Annotated in this window: 27 protein-coding genes and 1 pseudogene; 23 read left to right on the top strand and 5 right to left on the bottom strand. The window is 26.3% G+C overall.

Features of this window, described 5'->3' with window-relative positions:
• Position 1: 1 nt before the first annotated feature.
• The 9 genes from I2E83_RS16075 to I2E83_RS16035 all read left to right on the top strand — a co-directional run bounded on the left by I2E83_RS16075 (position 2) and on the right by I2E83_RS16035 (position 4,855).
• Complete coding sequence (locus tag I2E83_RS16075; RefSeq protein ID WP_195430877.1) at positions 2 to 295, top strand: hypothetical protein; 294 nt, start codon at positions 2 to 4, stop codon at positions 293 to 295.
• On the top strand, positions 292 to 441 hold the full coding sequence (locus tag I2E83_RS16070; protein ID WP_243249650.1) for an XkdX family protein: 150 nt from the start codon (positions 292 to 294) through the stop codon (positions 439 to 441). Before I2E83_RS16075 ends, I2E83_RS16070 begins: the two co-directional genes overlap by 4 nt.
• Positions 442 to 584: 143 nt before the next feature.
• Positions 585 to 1,118, top strand: a complete 534-nt coding sequence (locus I2E83_RS16065; protein ID WP_195430875.1) for a hypothetical protein — start codon at positions 585 to 587, stop codon at positions 1,116 to 1,118.
• Positions 1,119 to 1,256: 138 nt separating this feature from the next.
• Positions 1,257 to 1,697 (top strand): hypothetical protein, encoded by a 441-nt coding sequence (locus I2E83_RS16060; RefSeq protein WP_195430873.1) that lies wholly within the window; start codon positions 1,257 to 1,259, stop codon positions 1,695 to 1,697.
• Positions 1,698 to 1,756: 59 nt separating this feature from the next.
• Positions 1,757 to 1,996 (top strand): iduronate sulfatase, encoded by a 240-nt coding sequence (locus I2E83_RS16055; RefSeq protein ID WP_195430871.1) that lies wholly within the window; start codon positions 1,757 to 1,759, stop codon positions 1,994 to 1,996.
• 1 nt (position 1,997) lies between these two features.
• Entirely contained in the window at positions 1,998 to 2,249 is a 252-nt protein-coding gene (locus tag I2E83_RS16050; RefSeq protein ID WP_195430869.1) for a phage holin family protein, read from the top strand.
• 57 nt (positions 2,250 to 2,306) lie between these two features.
• Positions 2,307 to 3,206: an N-acetylmuramoyl-L-alanine amidase gene (locus tag I2E83_RS16045; RefSeq protein ID WP_195430867.1), complete on the top strand. Its 900-nt coding sequence runs from the start codon at positions 2,307 to 2,309 to the stop codon at positions 3,204 to 3,206.
• A 122-nt stretch (positions 3,207 to 3,328) separates the two neighbouring features.
• Positions 3,329 to 3,754: a hypothetical protein gene (locus I2E83_RS16040; protein WP_195430864.1), complete on the top strand. Its 426-nt coding sequence runs from the start codon at positions 3,329 to 3,331 to the stop codon at positions 3,752 to 3,754.
• 93 nt (positions 3,755 to 3,847) lie between these two features.
• Entirely contained in the window at positions 3,848 to 4,855 is a 1,008-nt protein-coding gene (locus tag I2E83_RS16035; protein ID WP_195430862.1) for a tyrosine-type recombinase/integrase, read from the top strand.
• Positions 4,856 to 4,865: 10 nt separating this feature from the next.
• Here the strand turns inward: I2E83_RS16035 and I2E83_RS16030 are convergent, their stop codons facing one another.
• On the bottom strand, positions 4,866 to 5,072 hold the full coding sequence (locus I2E83_RS16030) for a helix-turn-helix transcriptional regulator (protein ID WP_195430859.1): 207 nt from the start codon (positions 5,070 to 5,072) through the stop codon (positions 4,866 to 4,868).
• Positions 5,073 to 5,246: 174 nt separating this feature from the next.
• On the opposite strand from I2E83_RS16030, the gene I2E83_RS16025 reads away from it, so the two are divergent.
• The 3 genes from I2E83_RS16025 to I2E83_RS16015 all read left to right on the top strand — a co-directional run bounded on the left by I2E83_RS16025 (position 5,247) and on the right by I2E83_RS16015 (position 8,027).
• Positions 5,247 to 5,426, top strand: coding sequence for a hypothetical protein (locus I2E83_RS16025; protein WP_195430856.1), 180 nt, complete (start codon positions 5,247 to 5,249; stop codon positions 5,424 to 5,426).
• 113 nt (positions 5,427 to 5,539) lie between these two features.
• Positions 5,540 to 5,806 (top strand): hypothetical protein, encoded by a 267-nt coding sequence (locus tag I2E83_RS16020; protein WP_195430853.1) that lies wholly within the window; start codon positions 5,540 to 5,542, stop codon positions 5,804 to 5,806.
• Positions 5,807 to 5,966: 160 nt separating this feature from the next.
• A complete protein-coding gene (locus tag I2E83_RS16015; RefSeq protein ID WP_195430850.1) occupies positions 5,967 to 8,027 on the top strand; it encodes a cell wall-binding repeat-containing protein in 2,061 nt (686 codons plus the stop codon).
• A gap of 139 nt (positions 8,028 to 8,166) precedes the next feature.
• Here I2E83_RS16015 and I2E83_RS16010 read toward each other — a convergent pair whose 3' ends face one another.
• A complete protein-coding gene (locus I2E83_RS16010) occupies positions 8,167 to 8,553 on the bottom strand; it encodes an HNH endonuclease (protein ID WP_195430847.1) in 387 nt (128 codons plus the stop codon).
• 66 nt (positions 8,554 to 8,619) lie between these two features.
• Here I2E83_RS16010 and I2E83_RS16005 point away from each other — a divergent pair, with 66 nt between their 5' ends.
• The 5 genes from I2E83_RS16005 to mobV all read left to right on the top strand — a co-directional run bounded on the left by I2E83_RS16005 (position 8,620) and on the right by mobV (position 11,830).
• Positions 8,620 to 8,784 carry a hypothetical protein gene (locus I2E83_RS16005; protein WP_195264574.1) on the top strand — a complete coding sequence of 55 codons (165 nt, stop codon included), beginning with the start codon at positions 8,620 to 8,622 and terminating at the stop codon, positions 8,782 to 8,784.
• A gap of 95 nt (positions 8,785 to 8,879) precedes the next feature.
• Positions 8,880 to 9,023 (top strand): hypothetical protein, encoded by a 144-nt coding sequence (locus I2E83_RS16000; RefSeq protein WP_195264575.1) that lies wholly within the window; start codon positions 8,880 to 8,882, stop codon positions 9,021 to 9,023.
• Entirely contained in the window at positions 9,020 to 9,340 is a 321-nt protein-coding gene (locus I2E83_RS15995; protein WP_195264576.1) for a hypothetical protein, read from the top strand. The genes I2E83_RS16000 and I2E83_RS15995 overlap by 4 nt, the downstream gene beginning before the upstream one ends.
• The gene (locus I2E83_RS15990) at positions 9,340 to 10,914 is read left to right on the top strand and encodes a type IV secretory system conjugative DNA transfer family protein (protein ID WP_195430843.1); all 1,575 of its coding nucleotides are present in this window, start codon (positions 9,340 to 9,342) and stop codon (positions 10,912 to 10,914) included. The genes I2E83_RS15995 and I2E83_RS15990 overlap by 1 nt, the downstream gene beginning before the upstream one ends.
• A complete protein-coding gene (mobV, locus tag I2E83_RS15985) occupies positions 10,865 to 11,830 on the top strand; it encodes a MobV family relaxase (protein WP_195430841.1) in 966 nt (321 codons plus the stop codon). The genes I2E83_RS15990 and mobV overlap by 50 nt, the downstream gene beginning before the upstream one ends.
• A gap of 194 nt (positions 11,831 to 12,024) precedes the next feature.
• Here mobV and I2E83_RS18095 read toward each other — a convergent pair whose 3' ends face one another.
• Positions 12,025 to 12,234 carry a helix-turn-helix transcriptional regulator gene (locus I2E83_RS18095; protein ID WP_195430837.1) on the bottom strand — a complete coding sequence of 70 codons (210 nt, stop codon included), beginning with the start codon at positions 12,232 to 12,234 and terminating at the stop codon, positions 12,025 to 12,027.
• A 132-nt stretch (positions 12,235 to 12,366) separates the two neighbouring features.
• Between I2E83_RS18095 and I2E83_RS15975 the strand changes: the two genes are divergently transcribed.
• Positions 12,367 to 12,510, top strand: coding sequence for a ribbon-helix-helix domain-containing protein (locus I2E83_RS15975; RefSeq protein ID WP_195430834.1), 144 nt, complete (start codon positions 12,367 to 12,369; stop codon positions 12,508 to 12,510).
• A gap of 248 nt (positions 12,511 to 12,758) precedes the next feature.
• On the opposite strand, the gene I2E83_RS15970 is transcribed toward I2E83_RS15975, so the two are convergent.
• On the bottom strand, positions 12,759 to 13,160 hold the full coding sequence (locus I2E83_RS15970) for a helix-turn-helix transcriptional regulator (protein ID WP_195430831.1): 402 nt from the start codon (positions 13,158 to 13,160) through the stop codon (positions 12,759 to 12,761).
• A gap of 27 nt (positions 13,161 to 13,187) precedes the next feature.
• On the opposite strand from I2E83_RS15970, the pseudogene I2E83_RS15965 reads away from it, so the two are divergent.
• The 5 genes and pseudogenes from I2E83_RS15965 to I2E83_RS15945 form a co-directional block, all read left to right on the top strand.
• A pseudogene (locus I2E83_RS15965) lies at positions 13,188 to 13,472 on the top strand (FAD-dependent oxidoreductase); the annotation flags it as partial.
• A gap of 267 nt (positions 13,473 to 13,739) precedes the next feature.
• The gene (locus tag I2E83_RS15960) at positions 13,740 to 14,321 is read left to right on the top strand and encodes a hypothetical protein (protein ID WP_195264581.1); all 582 of its coding nucleotides are present in this window, start codon (positions 13,740 to 13,742) and stop codon (positions 14,319 to 14,321) included.
• A 40-nt stretch (positions 14,322 to 14,361) separates the two neighbouring features.
• Complete coding sequence (locus I2E83_RS15955) at positions 14,362 to 14,544, top strand: hypothetical protein (RefSeq protein ID WP_195264582.1); 183 nt, start codon at positions 14,362 to 14,364, stop codon at positions 14,542 to 14,544.
• A 24-nt stretch (positions 14,545 to 14,568) separates the two neighbouring features.
• Entirely contained in the window at positions 14,569 to 15,102 is a 534-nt protein-coding gene (locus I2E83_RS15950; protein WP_195264583.1) for a hypothetical protein, read from the top strand.
• 79 nt (positions 15,103 to 15,181) lie between these two features.
• Complete coding sequence (locus tag I2E83_RS15945; protein ID WP_195264584.1) at positions 15,182 to 15,379, top strand: hypothetical protein; 198 nt, start codon at positions 15,182 to 15,184, stop codon at positions 15,377 to 15,379.
• A gap of 29 nt (positions 15,380 to 15,408) precedes the next feature.
• Here I2E83_RS15945 and I2E83_RS15940 read toward each other — a convergent pair whose 3' ends face one another.
• Positions 15,409 to 15,888 (bottom strand): hypothetical protein, encoded by a 480-nt coding sequence (locus I2E83_RS15940; RefSeq protein ID WP_195430829.1) that lies wholly within the window; start codon positions 15,886 to 15,888, stop codon positions 15,409 to 15,411.
• Positions 15,889 to 15,899: the final 11 nt, after the last annotated feature.

The following is a 15,899-nucleotide window of genomic DNA, read 5'->3' as shown; positions in this document are numbered from 1 at the left end:
TATGAAGTTATATAGAAGAATAGATAATGAAGGACTATTTATAGAAGATGTATTGCTAGAAGAAATTCCTTACGCCTATGACGAAGAAGACAATATAATCTTTGATTCTCATTATATAGAAACACTAGTTCCAGAAGGAATTTATAAACCTAAGTGGAATGGTGCTGAATGGATAGAAGGAATGTCGGGAGAAGAAATGGAAGCAATAAAAAATACTCCAGTTGACCAACCGCTAGAATTAAGAAATAGAGCAGATATAGACTATATATCACTCATGTTAGGAGTTGAGTTATGATGTCACCAATGTTTGATAAGATAAAATATTATTATGAATTAGGATTATGGGATATAAATAGAGTTTGGAATGTCGTTGAAAAAAATGCAATAACAGAAGAGGAGTATAAAGATATAACCGACTTTATTTATCCTAATAAATCTTAAATAAAGTAATATATTACTTAGTTAAATCAATGTGCTAGATTTACTATCTTATCATTCATAAAGTTCATTAATGTACCACTTAATATACGTATTTATATAAATAAAGTTTTAATTGGTTCGATATTAAGAAGGGGGTGAATTTTATGAAAAGAAGTAAAAAGCTAAAGAAAGAAGAAGTAAAGAAAGATAAAGATAATATAAGTAATGAAGTTATTAAATTTATAGTAACGACTATATTAGCTTCTATAATTTCTACTATTTTTGTAGGCGTATATGATAGTTATAAAGTAAACAATGAACAATCAAAAATTTCAACTATTTTATATTATGATATGGTTGATTCATTAAAAATGATTGAATTTGATACAGGTAGAGGGGTTTTTAAGAACCAATTAACGTTTATAGAGGAAGATAAGTTTTATGATTACCTAATAGCAATAAGAGGAAAGGTATCAGAAAAGGACTTTGAAAATATAAAGGTGTATTATAGAAATTTATTTTATTTAGAGGATGTTAGAAAGAAATATTGGGAAGGTGAAGATGAGAATACTATAATTCAGTTAGAAAAAGAATATAATGAATTAAAATGTTCATTAGAGAATGAATATAAAGAGGATAAACCAGATTTTATACAAACTATTGAAGAACTAAAGCATTTAGGGAATGTTAAAAATTAACCTGAGATAACTATTACGCACTAACTGACATAAATTATCTAAGCATATTTTTAACTAAATTTGCCTTTTATCATGAATCAGTATAAAATTAAAAAAGTATAAAAATAGCAAGTGCAAAGGGATAAAAGGTAAAAAAAAATGCGGATTTTAAAGAGTGATTTTGATAAATTAGTTATCCAATACAATAAATACTTTGAAGCAAAAGATAAAGCAAAAGATTATCTTGACTTAAAAAAGAAAATTATAAAGCAGCTTAGGAAAAAAACTCGTAGAGAACTTGAAAATTTAGAATTACAGTTAACGATTGAAAGTAGTAAAAAAGGAACTAATTGGGATAGTTATGTTGGATTACGATTAGCAAATATTGCAATCGTAATTTCTGTAGTAACAACTATTTTACAATATTATCCTGAATCATTACAATATGGTCAAAAGGTTTTGTTATTCTTATCAGTTTTCGGAGCTTTATATCTATATTCATTTTCATATAAAGATGAGAAAATTGAAGATAAATTAGTATTTATGAAATTTTTGCTAAGTTGTGTTAGTGAAGTTTTACAAGAAAATAATAAAAAATAAAGAGCTTACAGAAGTAAGTTCTTTTTTTATACAAAATTAAAAAAGAAAGTAGGTGCAAAATGAATGAAATAACAACATTATTTAATACCTTTGTTTTTCCAGTAGCTCTTTGTATTCTATTGATATGGTTTATGTATAAAAAGATATGGCCACGAGTTGAAATGACATTAGATAGAGTTACAAAAACAAATGAGGAATTAAGTACAAGTAATAGAATATTGACAGAAAACTTAGTGAAGAAAGTGGATCACATGGATGTTAAATTAGATAAAGTTCTTAAAGAAAAAGGAGAGAAGTAAAATGGAATTTGTAAAATTTATAATTGAAAATGCTTTAATATTAGTGCCTGCCTTATATGTTATAGGTTTAATATTAAAAGGAACTGAAAAAATAGGAGATAAGTATATCCCAGTAATATTACTTGTGTTTGGTATCGTAGGAGCAATAGCGTTATTAGGGTTTAATATTAATGCAGTAATACAAGGTATTTTAGTAACCGGAGCAGCAGTCTATACTAATCAACTTTTGAAACAAGTAAATAAGAATGAATAAAGGAGCAGGAGTAATCCTGTTATTTTTATATATTTTAAATATGAGGAGGGGTTTAATATGTTAAAGCAAATGTTAATTGATTCAGGTAAATATGGAGTAAAGTGTCCATATTCAATGGCACCAAAGGGGATTTGTATTCATAATACCGCAAATGATGCACCTGCATCAAATGAAATAGCTTATATGATAAGCAATAATAATGAGGTTTCTTTTCACATAGCTATAGATGATACAGAAGCTATCCAAGGAATACCTTTTAATCGTAATACTTGGCATGCAGGAGATGGAGGAAGTGGCGAAGGAAATAGAAATTATATATCTGTTGAAATTTGTTATTCAAAATCTGGCGGATTGAAATTTATAAATGCTGAGAAAAGAGCAGCTAAAGAAGTAGCAGCATTATTAAAACAATATGGATGGACAATAAATAATGTAAAGAAACATAGAGATTTTAGCAATAAATATTGCCCTCATTTGACATTGGATTTAGGTTGGCAAAGATTTCTTAATATGATCCAAGCTGAATTAAATACATCGACTGGAAATAATAATGTTAATAATGAAGAAATGTATAGAATAAGAAAGAGTTGGGGGGATACTGCTTCGCAACTAGGTGCTTTTAGAATTTTAGAAAGTGCTAAAAAGTTTTGTCAAAATGGATATTATGTTTTTAATAATAAAGGAGAAAAGATATATCCTATAGAAGCTACTAATTCTAAGAAATATTTAAATCTAAAACCACACGTTCCAAGTTGGAGAGTATATTCGATAGACAAGGCTCCAGTAGTAGGTAATGAATGTGCAAAATTAGCACCAGCAACATATGGAGGATTATCTTATGAGATATTAGAAGACAAAGGAGATATTAAGATAATTAAAACTGAAATGTTTGGTAAAGTGCAAATATATGCCCCAAGAGATAATGATAGCTTAATAACAGAAAATCCAATATATTAATTTTTAAGGCTAGTAGGTAGGAGAAATCTTACTTACTAGCCTTTTTGTTTGCTTTAAAATATAATTGACATATTTTTCTGAAATAATACAATAATATTATTAGTATAATATGGGGGATTAATATGAGGAAGAGAAAAAGAAAGTTTTCAGATGTGCATAAAGAATATAAAAAGTTTAAAGAAGAAGATAAGGAAATAATACAGTTATATAATCAAGTTAAAAGAGAGTATCTTGAAAATAATGAACTTAACTGTAATTTAGAAAAAATATATTTGGAGAAGAAATTAAATGGAGAAAAAAGTGAAACATTTAATACTAGTATGACTATATTTATGACAGTTGTAGCAGCTATAATAACCATAATGATAGAAAGGAATATGCCTAATAATACATTTGTAATAATAATAATATTCTTTATGCTAATTATAGAGATATTTGTTATTTTATTTCTATTCGAGAGAAGAAAAATAAGGAATGAACTTGATGAATCTTTGTACTATAAAGTATGCTTAGAAGTAATAAATGAAATTGAAGGAAATCAAATTTAGAATATAAAATAGATTTAGTCCATAGGTTAACATTAACACGAGGTGTGTTCCTTAGATTTCTGAGGAAAATTTTTATTTTAAGGAGGAAGTTTATTGAATAATGGACTAACAAACATTTTATTAGGTAAATTAACGACTATATTACCAGAAATAGAAATTGATGTGCAAAGGCAATTACAAGTTAGGAGAGTTATAGAAGAAGTTACATGTAATTATAATATTACAACTAAAAGCAAAAGTATTGCTAAGGGAGATATAGAAGAAAAGGGGAATTTATTCTTAGAATATATGCAGAAACAAAGATACAGTAAAAATACAGTAGAATGGTATTTTTATATGTTAAAGGAACTAAATTTCTATTTAAAAGTTCCATGTGCTGCTATAAATATAGATGATCTTAGAAATTTTATAGCATATATAAGTAGTACTAATAGTAATAGAAGCATTAATACAATAAATTCTTATATAACTAGATTAAGAGGATTCTTTACATGGTTGCAACAGGAGGAATATATTGTAGTAAATCCAGCGATTAAATTAAGAAAATTAAAAGCACCTAAGAAAATACAAAAAGCATACAACGAAGTTACTGTAGAGAAATTAAGAAATGCTTGTGAAATAATAAGAGATAAAGCCTTGTACGAATTAATGGAAAGTACAGCTTGTAGAGTTGGAGAAATAGTTAATATAAAAGTAAAAGACATAGATTTTATAGAGCAGAGTATATTAGTTACTGGTAAAGGGAACAAACAAAGGCTAGTGTATTTCTCTACTAGAGCAAAGATTTTTTTAGAAGAATATATAAAGACGAGAAAAGGAGATAGTGAGCATCTATTTTTATCTTTGCATAGTCCTTACAAGCCATTAACAGAACGAGGTATTGGATTTATATTACAAAGATTAAAAGAAAAAGCAAAAGTAACAGAAAGGATATTTCCGCATAATTTTAGAAGGACTAAGGCAACAAATCTTTTAAATAGTGGTATGAGTTTACAGGGAGTACAACAATTTCTAGGTCATGCATCTCCAACAACTACGGAAAGATATGCAACATTAACTCAAGAAAATTTAAAAAATGAATATAAAAGACTTACTAAATAAGGATATGGAATTACTCCATATCCTTAAATTCTATTAAATCTTCAACATTACATTTAAACAATTTACAGAATATATCTAAATGTTCTTTTACTATATGTTTATTAGTATCATTGCAGTAAGCAGAAATAGTAGGTTGTCTAATTCCTGTTTTTTGAGCAAGCTCTTTTTGTGTCATTCTAAATTCAGCTAACTTTATGTGTAATTTCATCTTAATCATATTATCACCTTCTAAATGTTTATATTTATATTATATACTAAAAACGTATAAAAATAAAATTAAATTTTAAACTAATTTACGAAAAACGTATTGACAATATACGAAAATAGTATATAATTAAATTATAGATAGGAGATAAACTCCTAAATAAAAAAATGAAAGAGGTAATGGGAAATGGAAAGATTAATGGAATTAGTAGAAAAGGAAATTATAACTTTAGAGGAGTTGCAAGAAGTAGAGGAAATGGAAGATGTAACAGTACAAAATAACGGAATGAGCGGAAGAAACATAGGTTGTCATTGGTACACAGCCATTACAGCAGATAAAAAAGAGTTTGATCTTTATGTAAAATAAATAGAAGGTTCTAAGTGGTTTATCCTTAAAGCCACTTTCCAGATTAACTTTAACACAGGGTGTCCTAAAATAAAGGTTATGCTTTATCCTAGAAAAGCAATAGGAGGATATACATGTTAAGTAAAAGAGCATTAGAAATTAAAACTAATATTAAAGAAATAACTGAAGAAGAAGCTAGATTATTAGAAGAAGTAGAAAAATATTATCAAGAAAAAAGCGGAAGAAATTCAGAAATTGAAATGAATTTTTGGGAAAAGGGAAGCGTGAGAAGAGTTTATATAAAATGCTCTTGGAGATGTAAAAATCAAAATTCTAAAGGAAACTACTTTGATTTAGTAAACAAATGGTTAAGTGATAGAGAGTACGGAAAGCAATTCTAACAAATTATAATAAAAAACAAAAAGCACTTAGAGTAGAATCTAGGTGCTATTTTTTTTGTATTAAAATATAAATTTGGGGTAAATTTCCTGTAAAGTATTGTAATGGTTAAGAAATAATTATAAACTATTAAATGATAAAAAATAAAGGAGGTTTATAATAATGAAATACTTTAAAAAGTCGATTTCTTTTTTACTTACGTTATTTGTAAGTATTGCTTTATTGAATAGTATAAGTGCAAGTGCAAGTTCAATAAAGAGATTAGCAGGTTTAAATAGGTATGAAACATCTGCTAAAATATCTGGTAATTTTTCTACAGCAGATGTTGCAATAATAGCTACAGGAAAAGATTATCCAGATGCTTTATCAGCCACCCCTTTAGCTAAAAAATATAATGCTCCTATAATATTAGTTGAAGGGAATAAGTTAAATAAGGAAGCATTAAATGAACTCAAGAGATTAAATGTAAAAAAAGTATTTATAGTTGGTGGAACAGGTGTTGTATCAACTAATGTATATACAGATATACAAAACTTAGGTATTACTGTTCAAAGAGTTGCAGGTAAAAATAGATATGAAACTTCATATGAGGTTGCAAAATTAGTTGGAACAAATAATGGAGCCTTTGTTACAACTGGATTAAACTTTGCAGATGCCTTAAGTGTAGGTCCAATAGCTGCTACTTTAGAAATGCCAATTATATTAGCGGATAAAAATTATCCAGGAATAAATTTAAATGTAAACAAAACATATGTAATTGGTGGAGAAGCTATAGTTCCAACAAAAGCATTAACAAACTTTAAAAATATAACAAGGATATATGGAAGCAATAGATATGAGACTAATAAAAAGTTAGTCACTACATTTAAGAATATTCTTAATTTTTCTAATGCGTATGTAGCTACTGGTATTGATTTCCCGGATGCTTTAGCTGGAGGAGCCTTAGCAGCATTAAATAAGAATCCAATTGTATTGACAGACAGAACTCCAGATACAAGTACTAAGGATATACTAATAGAAAATAAAATAGCTAATTTAACAGTACTAGGTGGAGAAGGAGTTGTCCCTACTAGTACAGTAAATAGTTTATTAAATTCTTCTAGTACTGATACTAGTTTATTAAAAGTTCATTATATAGATGTTGGTCAAGCTGATAGCATTTTAATAGAAAATAATGGAAAGTTTATGCTGATAGATGCTGGTAACAATGAAGATGGAAATCTAGTTGTTAATTATCTAAAATCTAAAGGAGTAAGTAAATTAGATTATGTTATTGCTACTCATCCACATGAGGATCATATTGGTGGACTAGATAATGTTATTAACACTTTTTCGATTGGCAAGATAATAATGCCTAAAGCAGTTACAACAACAAAGACATATGAAGATGTGTTAAATGCTATAAAAAATAAAGGATTAACAGTAACAGCACCAAAGGTAGGAGATAAATATTCTATAGGTGGAGCTAGCTTCACAATTTTAGCACCAAACTCAACAAGCTACGAAAATTTAAATAATTACTCAGTAGTAGTAAAACTAACACATTTAAATAATAGTTTCTTATTTGCAGGAGATGCAGAGATGCTTTCAGAAAATGAAATGATTAATAAGGGCCTAGATTTAAGAGCTGATGTATTAAAAGTAGGTCATCATGGAAGTAGTACATCTACATCACAAGCATTTTTAGATAAGGTAAACCCTAAATATGCAGTGGTTTCAGTAGGAAAAGGCAACTCTTATGGGCACCCAAATAAAAGTATAATGGATAGATTAAAGGCTAAAAATATAAAAGTATATAGAACTGATGAATCTGGAACGATAATAGCTACAAGTAATGGAAGTAATATTACTTTCAATGTTTCTCCAGGTAGTTATAATGGAACTATAGATAATCCTAGCATTCCAAGTAATCCAGGCTCAAATCAAGGAACAACCACAGGTGATATAAGAATAACAAATGTAGATTTAGACAAAGAAATCGTAACACTAAAAAATTATACTAATACAGATATAAATATGACTGGTTGGAAATTAGTTAGTGTAGAAGGAAATCAAGTCTTTGATTTTCCAAGTGGCTATATAATGAAAGCTAATTCTCAAATTACAATAGCAAGTGGAAAGTCAACTGGAACATTAAAGTGGACTAGTGCCTATATATGGAATAATGAAGGGGATAGAGCGGAGTTATATGATAGCTCAAATAAATTAGTTTCCTATAAATAGTCAAAAGTAAAGCATCTAGAATAATCTAGGTGCTTTATTTTAATATTAATCCTACTGCTAAAGAAAATAAACATATAAACATTAAACTTATACTTAAATCTATTCTTATAAATTCTCTTTTCATATAATCACCTCATTTTTAATAATCTTTATCATGGAATTTTGCATGACATTTTCTGCATAAAACTACTAAGTCGCTTAAATCCTCATGTCCTATATTTTTATATGTATTATGATGAACATTTAAATATTTTGTACTAGAACATAATTGGCACCTATTACCTGCTCTCTTCAAGGCTTTTAATCTAGTTTCTTTCCAATGCGGGCTGTTTAAGTATTCTTGATATTCTATTTTTTTATTTTCTCTTTTATATGAATCTATAAAATCTTTATAGATAATATTTTCTTTTATTGATTTTTTTCTTTCTAATAATAACTTATCTTTTCTATTTTCGTTTTTAACGACTAATATTGTGAATAGAATTGATAGAACAATTGTAATCGGCATTAGCAACATAAGGTTCATAGAATCACCTTCCTAGTGTGATTTTTCCCTTAAATATGGTAAAATATACATGTAAGGGGTGGGCGTATGGGTAAAAATTACGAAAAAATAGACTTAGCATTTTCAGTAAACAATGAAAAAGAAATGGAATTATATAATTGGATTGAAAATAAGTGTGGTATATTGAATAAATCTACATTAGTAAAGCAAATGTTATATGAATTAATGATTAAAGATAAGAGCGATAAGTAGCTCTTATTTTTTTATTTATAAATTCTGAAATATTAAGAACTATTCTGAAATATTCTGCATATATATAAACTAAAGATATAAAAAAGGAGAAAATTATGGCAAGAAAGATTACTATTAGTTTTAAGGAAACAACAAAGGATATAGAGTTATATAGTTATTTAGTATCTCTTGAAGATAAATCTACTGAGATAAAAGATTTAATTAGAAAAGCACTTAAAAATATGGAGGAGAAAAAGTGAAGGTTTATTATATAAACAAAGAATTAAATATTGTTATTAGTTTAGATAAACTTAATAAATTATCTCCTAATACAAGGCTAGTTATGGATTATAAAGGGAGAGAGATTGCTTATAGTGTAAATGATATTTATAAATGTAGAGATTGGAAGGTATGTACGATAGATGATTATAGCTTAAATCTAGATGATATTAGAGAACTTATGAAGAGAGTAGATAAAGATAGCGAAGTATATAATAAATTATTAAAAGAAGAGCAGGACTTATTAAATATATTGGTAGAAGATAAAACTATAGAATTAGAAAGGAGTTTATTCTAATGATAGCAGAGTTAGGATTAGCGACACAATTCTTGTACTATAGTTTAGGCTTAATAGCAACAGGAGGAGCATATTCTTCATTAAAAAAACATCTTAATAAACAAGATAAATTAGCTAATAATGATATAAAAAACTATAAAGAATTAAATAATATTATTGGCAAAGATGGATTAAAAATATCTAAAAATATAAGTCTGAAAGAAAAAATAGATTATGAGGGAATATGTTTAATAGGACCAACTGGGGCAGGTAAAACTACATCATTATTCTTAAATAATTTACTAGATAATAAATTAAGAGGTAGCTTGATTGTCACTGATCCAAAAGGAGAATTGTATAATCTCACTAGCGGGTATCAAAAGAAAGTTTGTAGAAGAAAAGTTTATAAAATAGATTTCTCAAATACTGATTATAGTGAAAGATATAATTTATTAGCTAATTGTGAGAATTCAGGGGAAGTTATACAACTAGCAAGTAACTTACTATTAAATGGAGCGTTATCAGTAGAATTAGCAAGCGGAAAGAAAACAGGAGGAGTAGAATGGATTCAAATGGCCGAGCCTTTACTTGCAGCAGTATTACTCTATGTCAAAGATTTAGAGAAACCATTTAATACAATAGAATTTGCATTACAATTAATCCTTAACCTTAATAATGGACAACTTAAAGGTTTAATAGATAAATCTAAAAATATAGATGCCATAACTCAATATGATATATTCCTTATGGTAGGTGGAGCAGATAGAACAGAGGGAAGTATTAAGATAACTTTAGCAAGTAATATGAAGTTGTTTACTACTAAGGATGTCAATAAGATATCAATAGATACCACATTCAATATAGAGGATTTTAGGAAAGAGGAATCAATTTTATATGTAATATATCCTGAAAGAAAAAGTGTATATTTAGCACCTTTTATAGCACCTTTATTTTCACAATTAATAGATAAGCTTATAGATAGTTATAATAATAAAAGCATACCTATACGCCTTTTATTTGACGAGTTTGGTAATATAGGTATGCTATCTAATATGAGTATCAATGCTGCTACTGTAAGAAGTAGAAAAATGAGTATAGCTACTTGTGTTCAAAGTATCACTCAACTGTATCAAGTATATGGAGAGCATAGCAGTAAATCTATACTAAATAACTTGAAAACAAAGATTGTACTTCCTGGAATAACAGATGTTGATACGATAAATTATATTTCTAGTTTATGCGGAGTAACAGAAATTAATACTAAAAGTACAAGTTATTCAGAACAAAAACAAAGTACAAGCTACTCTAAGACGAAGAAAAAGATATTTGAAGATGGAGAATTAAGAACACTAGAAGATAATACCGCTTTAATAGTAGTTAATAATAAGATGCCAGTAATAGATAAAATATCATTGTATTTTAAAACGGAATTAAAAGAAAATGTTATAGAAGAAGTTAAATATAAAAAAATCTCTACAAATATATATAACTTTAAGAAAGAGATAGATAGAATAAAATCACATAGCAATGAGCAGGAGTTAAAAGATGACAACGCAAGACGAACTTTACGACAAATATTTAAAGAAGAAAGCTAATAGGCGTTACAATTCTGATGCTAGATTTTTTACAGTATTTAGAGTTGGAGAAAAATTTAAAAATAATCCCAATGCTGATTCAATATCTATAGATGGATTGGCTAAGTTTGAAAGGCATAACAATAGAAAAGGTAAAGTACCTAATGCAGATCCTAAAAAGAAACATCTAAATCAAATTCTTATAGGAAATGAAAATGTAGAAGAAACTGTTAAGATGTATTTAGAAGGTGTTAAAATAAGAGATAATTCTGTTATTGCAAGGGAGATAATCTTAAGCGCAGGAAAGGGATTTTATAATAAGTTGAATGATGCAGATAGGGAAAGATGGTTAGAAACTAATATTAAATTTTTAAAAGATAATTTTGGTGATAATTGTGTATATGCTGTTTTACACATGGATGAAACTACTCCACATATACATGCTTTAATAGTTCCGGTCTTTTACAATGAGAAAAGAAAGATAGCAACTCTTAATAACAGTTATTATTTTGGCGATAAGGAGAAATTAAGTGCATGGCAAGATAAATATACTGAGGCTTTAACAGAGAATTTTCAGAATATATTTAAGAGAGGTATTAGAGGCAGTAAAGCTACACATGTTGACTTAAAGACTTACTATGCACTTATAAAGGAAAACTTAAATGAATTAAATTCAGATGTAATACTAGCCAATGCTAAAGAGAATTTTATAAATAAGAAGAAAATAGAAGAGCTTCATGACACTCTAGAGGATAAAGAAGAGGAACTAAAGTTAGCAGAAGAAATAGTTAAGAAAAATAAAGAGTTAAAAGAAGATAAAAAGCTATATGAATATGTAATAAGGAACTTAGCAACTAAGTATAACATTCCAGAAGTTGAGGTCTATAAGATTATAAAAAATAAAGATAAAAGTAAGAATATAGAGAGGGAAAGATAAAATCCTTCTCTTTTTACTTATAATGGAAGAAAAATTGTAAAGTACTATTTTGAAGCTTTTTAAGAGGAGGGTACTTACTACGTTTTTTTTGCATTATGTAACTATAAATATATAATTCATAAATAGTTATTAACATAAATATGTGACATAATAAAATAATTAAAACGATAAAAAGTAAAGAGTAGGAGTTAAACCTACTCTATTTTTTCATATAATTCATCTATTTTAACATTCAACTCCTCAGCTATTTTTAATAATAATCCAAATCTTATATCAAATTTATTATGTTCTAATTCACTCAGGTAGTTAGCGCTAATTCCAATACGGTTAGCTAATTCATTTTGAGATAATCCTTTACGGATTCTAATTTCTTTTATCTTAAGTTTATAGTTTAGTTTTTCCACAAATACATTATATAGACTTATACTGCAATTTTAAAGAGGTAAGTTATGTAAGGTGCAATAACCTTATGTTTCTTGTATGCACCAACTATTTTAAATATAATTTTATTAAAATGTTATTTTTGAGGTGGGGAAATGTTAGTACATAGGGTAAGGATAAGTAATAGTATAGATAAAGTGCTTTATGAGAAGCTGAAAAAGTTATCGGAAGAAACAAAGGTTCCAATGTCGAAATTACTAGATGAAGCTATAGAGGATTTGTTGAAAAAGAGAAAATAATGTCTTAATCTTCGAGGTACTCGATGTAAGTGTATTATATAATTATATCGAGAGGGGAGATTATAAAATGTGTATAAAATATAAGGGTAATAAGATTATAATAAAATATATAGAGTATAGGTTTGATTATATATCTTTTGATTATAATACATACACTATAATCTATATGAATAAAGATTTGGACAAACATACTAAATCTAAGATATTACATAAGACATTAAAAAAGGTCAGAAATTAATCTGACCTTTTTATATTAAATTATTCTTTTTTAATAGATCATATCTTTCTCTAGGCAATTGGATAGTGTTATTTTTATATCTTTCAAGTGTTGTTCTATGACATTTTAGTTGTTCACATATTTTATTTATTCCACTATCATCTATAAGTTTTTTTATATTAACACCTTGATTTAATATATAGGATAGGTAATCATCTAAAATAATATTTTCATCTAGAACTGATATCAATTTTCTTAAGGTATCAATACTAATATTACTTCTGAAACCAGATTCTAGTTCCGAAATTGTAGATTCACTTAATCCAGTAAGGTTCGCTAACTCTTTTCTAGATAAGTTAGATATTAATTTAGCTTTTTTGATTCTGTCAGCAAGTGTTTTTGTTGGTAAATCATTATATAATAATAAATTCAATTTTGTTGCAGTTTGGATAATCATGGTGAAGCAATATGTACTGGTAGCCTAGCTGGGCATAATGCTGTAAGGCTTGCAATGGGAATACCTCTATTAATTCTACCAGGATCAATAGCTATAGGGGATATAATATCTTATGCAAATGAAAAAGCAGGAACAAGAGAAGGTAGAAAAAATAGATATACATTTGCAGGAGCAGAATACTTTAAACGAATGAAAGAATTAGGATTGTATACTGTTGATAGAGAAGAAATAAAAGATAGAATTAAAAAGGTTAATTTAGATAAAGTATTTGATCAAAAATTAATATAGTAAGAAGTAAGAAAAAGAGAATAGAATATTTTATTCTCTTTTTCTTTATATAGAAGCCTTAAGATTGGTTAGTCATTAGGAAATTTTTTCATTTATATAATAGGAACAAAATAAAAAGGATGTCTAGCTGTAACTTTAGTTAAAGAAATAGATATATTATTACTAATTTGAACATATATTAATAATAAAATAAAAATTTATATTAGGTGGAATAATCTGAATATAAGTGATAGAATACTATATATAAATTTGGGACAGGGAGTAGATATGTTAGACTTTGATTTAATGAATATATTTAATGGATTTATAAGAAATTATGCAAATTTCGGTTTAAATAAGAATAGTAGTAGATTTGAAGCAGTAAAAAGAGAAATTAAATATTTCATAATGCTTGGACAATTTTTAGGCTATTCAGTAATGCACAAGGGAATAAATAATGATGATGAAGCTTCTTTAAGTAATATTGAAGTAGCATGGAAAGATTATGATTTTAATACATTATCCTCAAGTTCTATAAAATTACAGCTTTTTAGAGAAGATGATTTAGTTAATGATTTGGAGGTAATACAAAACTTATTGTATAAAGTAAAAGAAGATCCCGATAAAGCATATGTACAAATATTAGAAACTTCATCAAATGCACGTATAGATTATCTTAACAATATAATTAATACGTCATATTTAGAAATAAAAAAAGATATGTTAGTAATTTATATAATTAGGGATATACTAAATGATAAGAGTTACTATAATGGATATTTATTTGAAAAAGGTAAAATTACTAAGAAAAAGATAGGTATTTGTTATAGTGATGTTGTAGGAGAAAAAAAGGCTGTTTTTAAGTTTTAATATTATCCTTTAATATTTAATATATAAAAGGAGAATAGTTATGGAAATAGAAAAAGGAAAAATACAAGAGATTTGGAACTACAATCATAATAAGATAATAAAATATAAACAGGTAATTAAAAATAATACTTTAAATGAAGTTACAGAAATTGAAACAGAAAATTTAAATGAATTAATTAGTGAAGTTAGGAAACAACTTTATGAATGGAACAGAATTATATAAATAAACAATTAAATAGGGGGAAGTATGGGGATTAAAGCCATAAATAAAATAGATTTTGATAAAATAGTGAAAATAAAGTTTAATAATATTTTAGATGGATTTGAAAAATTTAATTATATTGAGCTTTATTCTAGAAAATATAAAGAAAATAAAGAAATTGAAGAGGATTTTATTAAAACATTAGAAAGCTTTTTTGATTTAAATTACGATGAAAATAAAATAATAGTAGATTTTTATAAAAACAAACTAGATAAAGATAGTATTGAATTTATTGAAAATAATCTTGATTTAGAAGAAATAAAACTATTCAATGAAATTTTAAATTCAGGTACTATAAATGATATGTTTTTTGAAATAAGTGACAAAAAATACATAAAATTATTAACTAAGTTATGCACTAGAGAATTATTTTTTATAACATTCTATTTTACTAAAGGACCAGTTACAATATGGGGAAACTATAATTTAAAGTTTCCACTGTTTTATGATAAAGATAATATAGATGAAGAAAGTATAAAAGATTATTTTATTATTGCAAGAAATAATAATTTATTATGAACCTTTTTGTAAAAGACATAAATTATACTTATCTATCATAATAATTAATGTTAGTTTATTAGATAAGTAGGGGATATTTATGAACCATTTAAAGAATTTTATAAAAAAAATTAATAATGATGATTTAGAAGAAGATAGAATAGATGAAATAACTTTAAAATGTAAATATTGTAATAAAGCTATTAATATTAAAGATTCATACATAGATAAAGAAGATTTAAATATATATTGTTCTAAAAAGTGCTTTATAGAAAATTTAAATTGTAAATATTTTTAAAGGGTATCCTTAATTAGGTACCCTTATTTTTATGAAGAAATATTTTCTTCAATATTATTATAATTTGGAAATAAGACAATTGTAGATAATCTAAATTCTCCATTTTCCAATAATCTTAAAAACCATTTAATATGTTGATTTGATGAACTACCAATTATAGAGTAGTTTTGAGCATTATTTTTATATTTAGGATAAATCATTGTTGATGAGTTATTAAATTCATTAATTATAATAATACTATACTCATAATCAGTACAAAAATATTTTAAATTGCTTAAATCAATGCTTAAGATGTTATCGTTTATAACAGAAGAGCATTTAAATATTTCACGAGTTTTAATATTTTTTAAAAATACAGATATTTTGTTTGTAGGTAGATAGTTGATATTATCAAAATTTAGAGATAATTTATCATTTTTTAATTCAAAGGAAATTATATCTTTTTCTAAAATATTAAAATTATTGAGATGTAGTTTGAAAAAATTATCAATATTTCTAGTTTCCTTCATAATATTCCTCC

Origin of the sequence: Clostridium sp. D46t1_190503_E9 (assembly GCF_015555225.1) — a bacterium.
Taxonomy (GTDB): Bacteria; Bacillota; Clostridia; order Clostridiales; family Clostridiaceae; genus Clostridium.
This window is presented reverse-complemented; position numbering and strand designations above follow the sequence as displayed.

Bases quoted from the DNA above. Each gene is read 5' to 3' on its own strand.
- I2E83_RS16075 (WP_195430877.1), top strand. From the start codon at position 2: ATGAAGTTATATAGAAGAATAGATAATGAAGGACTATTTATAGAAGAT.
- I2E83_RS16070 (WP_243249650.1), top strand. From the start codon at position 292: ATGATGTCACCAATGTTTGATAAGATAAAATATTATTATGAATTAGGA.
- I2E83_RS16065 (WP_195430875.1), top strand. From the start codon at position 585: ATGAAAAGAAGTAAAAAGCTAAAGAAAGAAGAAGTAAAGAAAGATAAA.
- I2E83_RS16060 (WP_195430873.1), top strand. From the start codon at position 1,257: ATGCGGATTTTAAAGAGTGATTTTGATAAATTAGTTATCCAATACAAT.
- I2E83_RS16055 (WP_195430871.1), top strand. From the start codon at position 1,757: ATGAATGAAATAACAACATTATTTAATACCTTTGTTTTTCCAGTAGCT.
- I2E83_RS16050 (WP_195430869.1), top strand. From the start codon at position 1,998: ATGGAATTTGTAAAATTTATAATTGAAAATGCTTTAATATTAGTGCCT.
- I2E83_RS16045 (WP_195430867.1), top strand. From the start codon at position 2,307: ATGTTAAAGCAAATGTTAATTGATTCAGGTAAATATGGAGTAAAGTGT.
- I2E83_RS16040 (WP_195430864.1), top strand. From the start codon at position 3,329: ATGAGGAAGAGAAAAAGAAAGTTTTCAGATGTGCATAAAGAATATAAA.
- I2E83_RS16030 (WP_195430859.1), bottom strand. From the start codon at position 5,072: ATGATTAAGATGAAATTACACATAAAGTTAGCTGAATTTAGAATGACA.
- I2E83_RS16025 (WP_195430856.1), top strand. From the start codon at position 5,247: ATGGAAAGATTAATGGAATTAGTAGAAAAGGAAATTATAACTTTAGAG.
- I2E83_RS16020 (WP_195430853.1), top strand. From the start codon at position 5,540: ATGTTAAGTAAAAGAGCATTAGAAATTAAAACTAATATTAAAGAAATA.
- I2E83_RS16015 (WP_195430850.1), top strand. From the start codon at position 5,967: ATGAAATACTTTAAAAAGTCGATTTCTTTTTTACTTACGTTATTTGTA.
- I2E83_RS16010 (WP_195430847.1), bottom strand. From the start codon at position 8,553: ATGAACCTTATGTTGCTAATGCCGATTACAATTGTTCTATCAATTCTA.
- I2E83_RS16005 (WP_195264574.1), top strand. From the start codon at position 8,620: ATGGGTAAAAATTACGAAAAAATAGACTTAGCATTTTCAGTAAACAAT.
- I2E83_RS16000 (WP_195264575.1), top strand. From the start codon at position 8,880: ATGGCAAGAAAGATTACTATTAGTTTTAAGGAAACAACAAAGGATATA.
- I2E83_RS15990 (WP_195430843.1), top strand. From the start codon at position 9,340: ATGATAGCAGAGTTAGGATTAGCGACACAATTCTTGTACTATAGTTTA.
- mobV (WP_195430841.1), top strand. From the start codon at position 10,865: ATGACAACGCAAGACGAACTTTACGACAAATATTTAAAGAAGAAAGCT.
- I2E83_RS15975 (WP_195430834.1), top strand. From the start codon at position 12,367: ATGTTAGTACATAGGGTAAGGATAAGTAATAGTATAGATAAAGTGCTT.
- I2E83_RS15960 (WP_195264581.1), top strand. From the start codon at position 13,740: ATGTTAGACTTTGATTTAATGAATATATTTAATGGATTTATAAGAAAT.
- I2E83_RS15955 (WP_195264582.1), top strand. From the start codon at position 14,362: ATGGAAATAGAAAAAGGAAAAATACAAGAGATTTGGAACTACAATCAT.
- I2E83_RS15950 (WP_195264583.1), top strand. From the start codon at position 14,569: ATGGGGATTAAAGCCATAAATAAAATAGATTTTGATAAAATAGTGAAA.
- I2E83_RS15945 (WP_195264584.1), top strand. From the start codon at position 15,182: ATGAACCATTTAAAGAATTTTATAAAAAAAATTAATAATGATGATTTA.
- I2E83_RS15940 (WP_195430829.1), bottom strand. From the start codon at position 15,888: ATGAAGGAAACTAGAAATATTGATAATTTTTTCAAACTACATCTCAAT.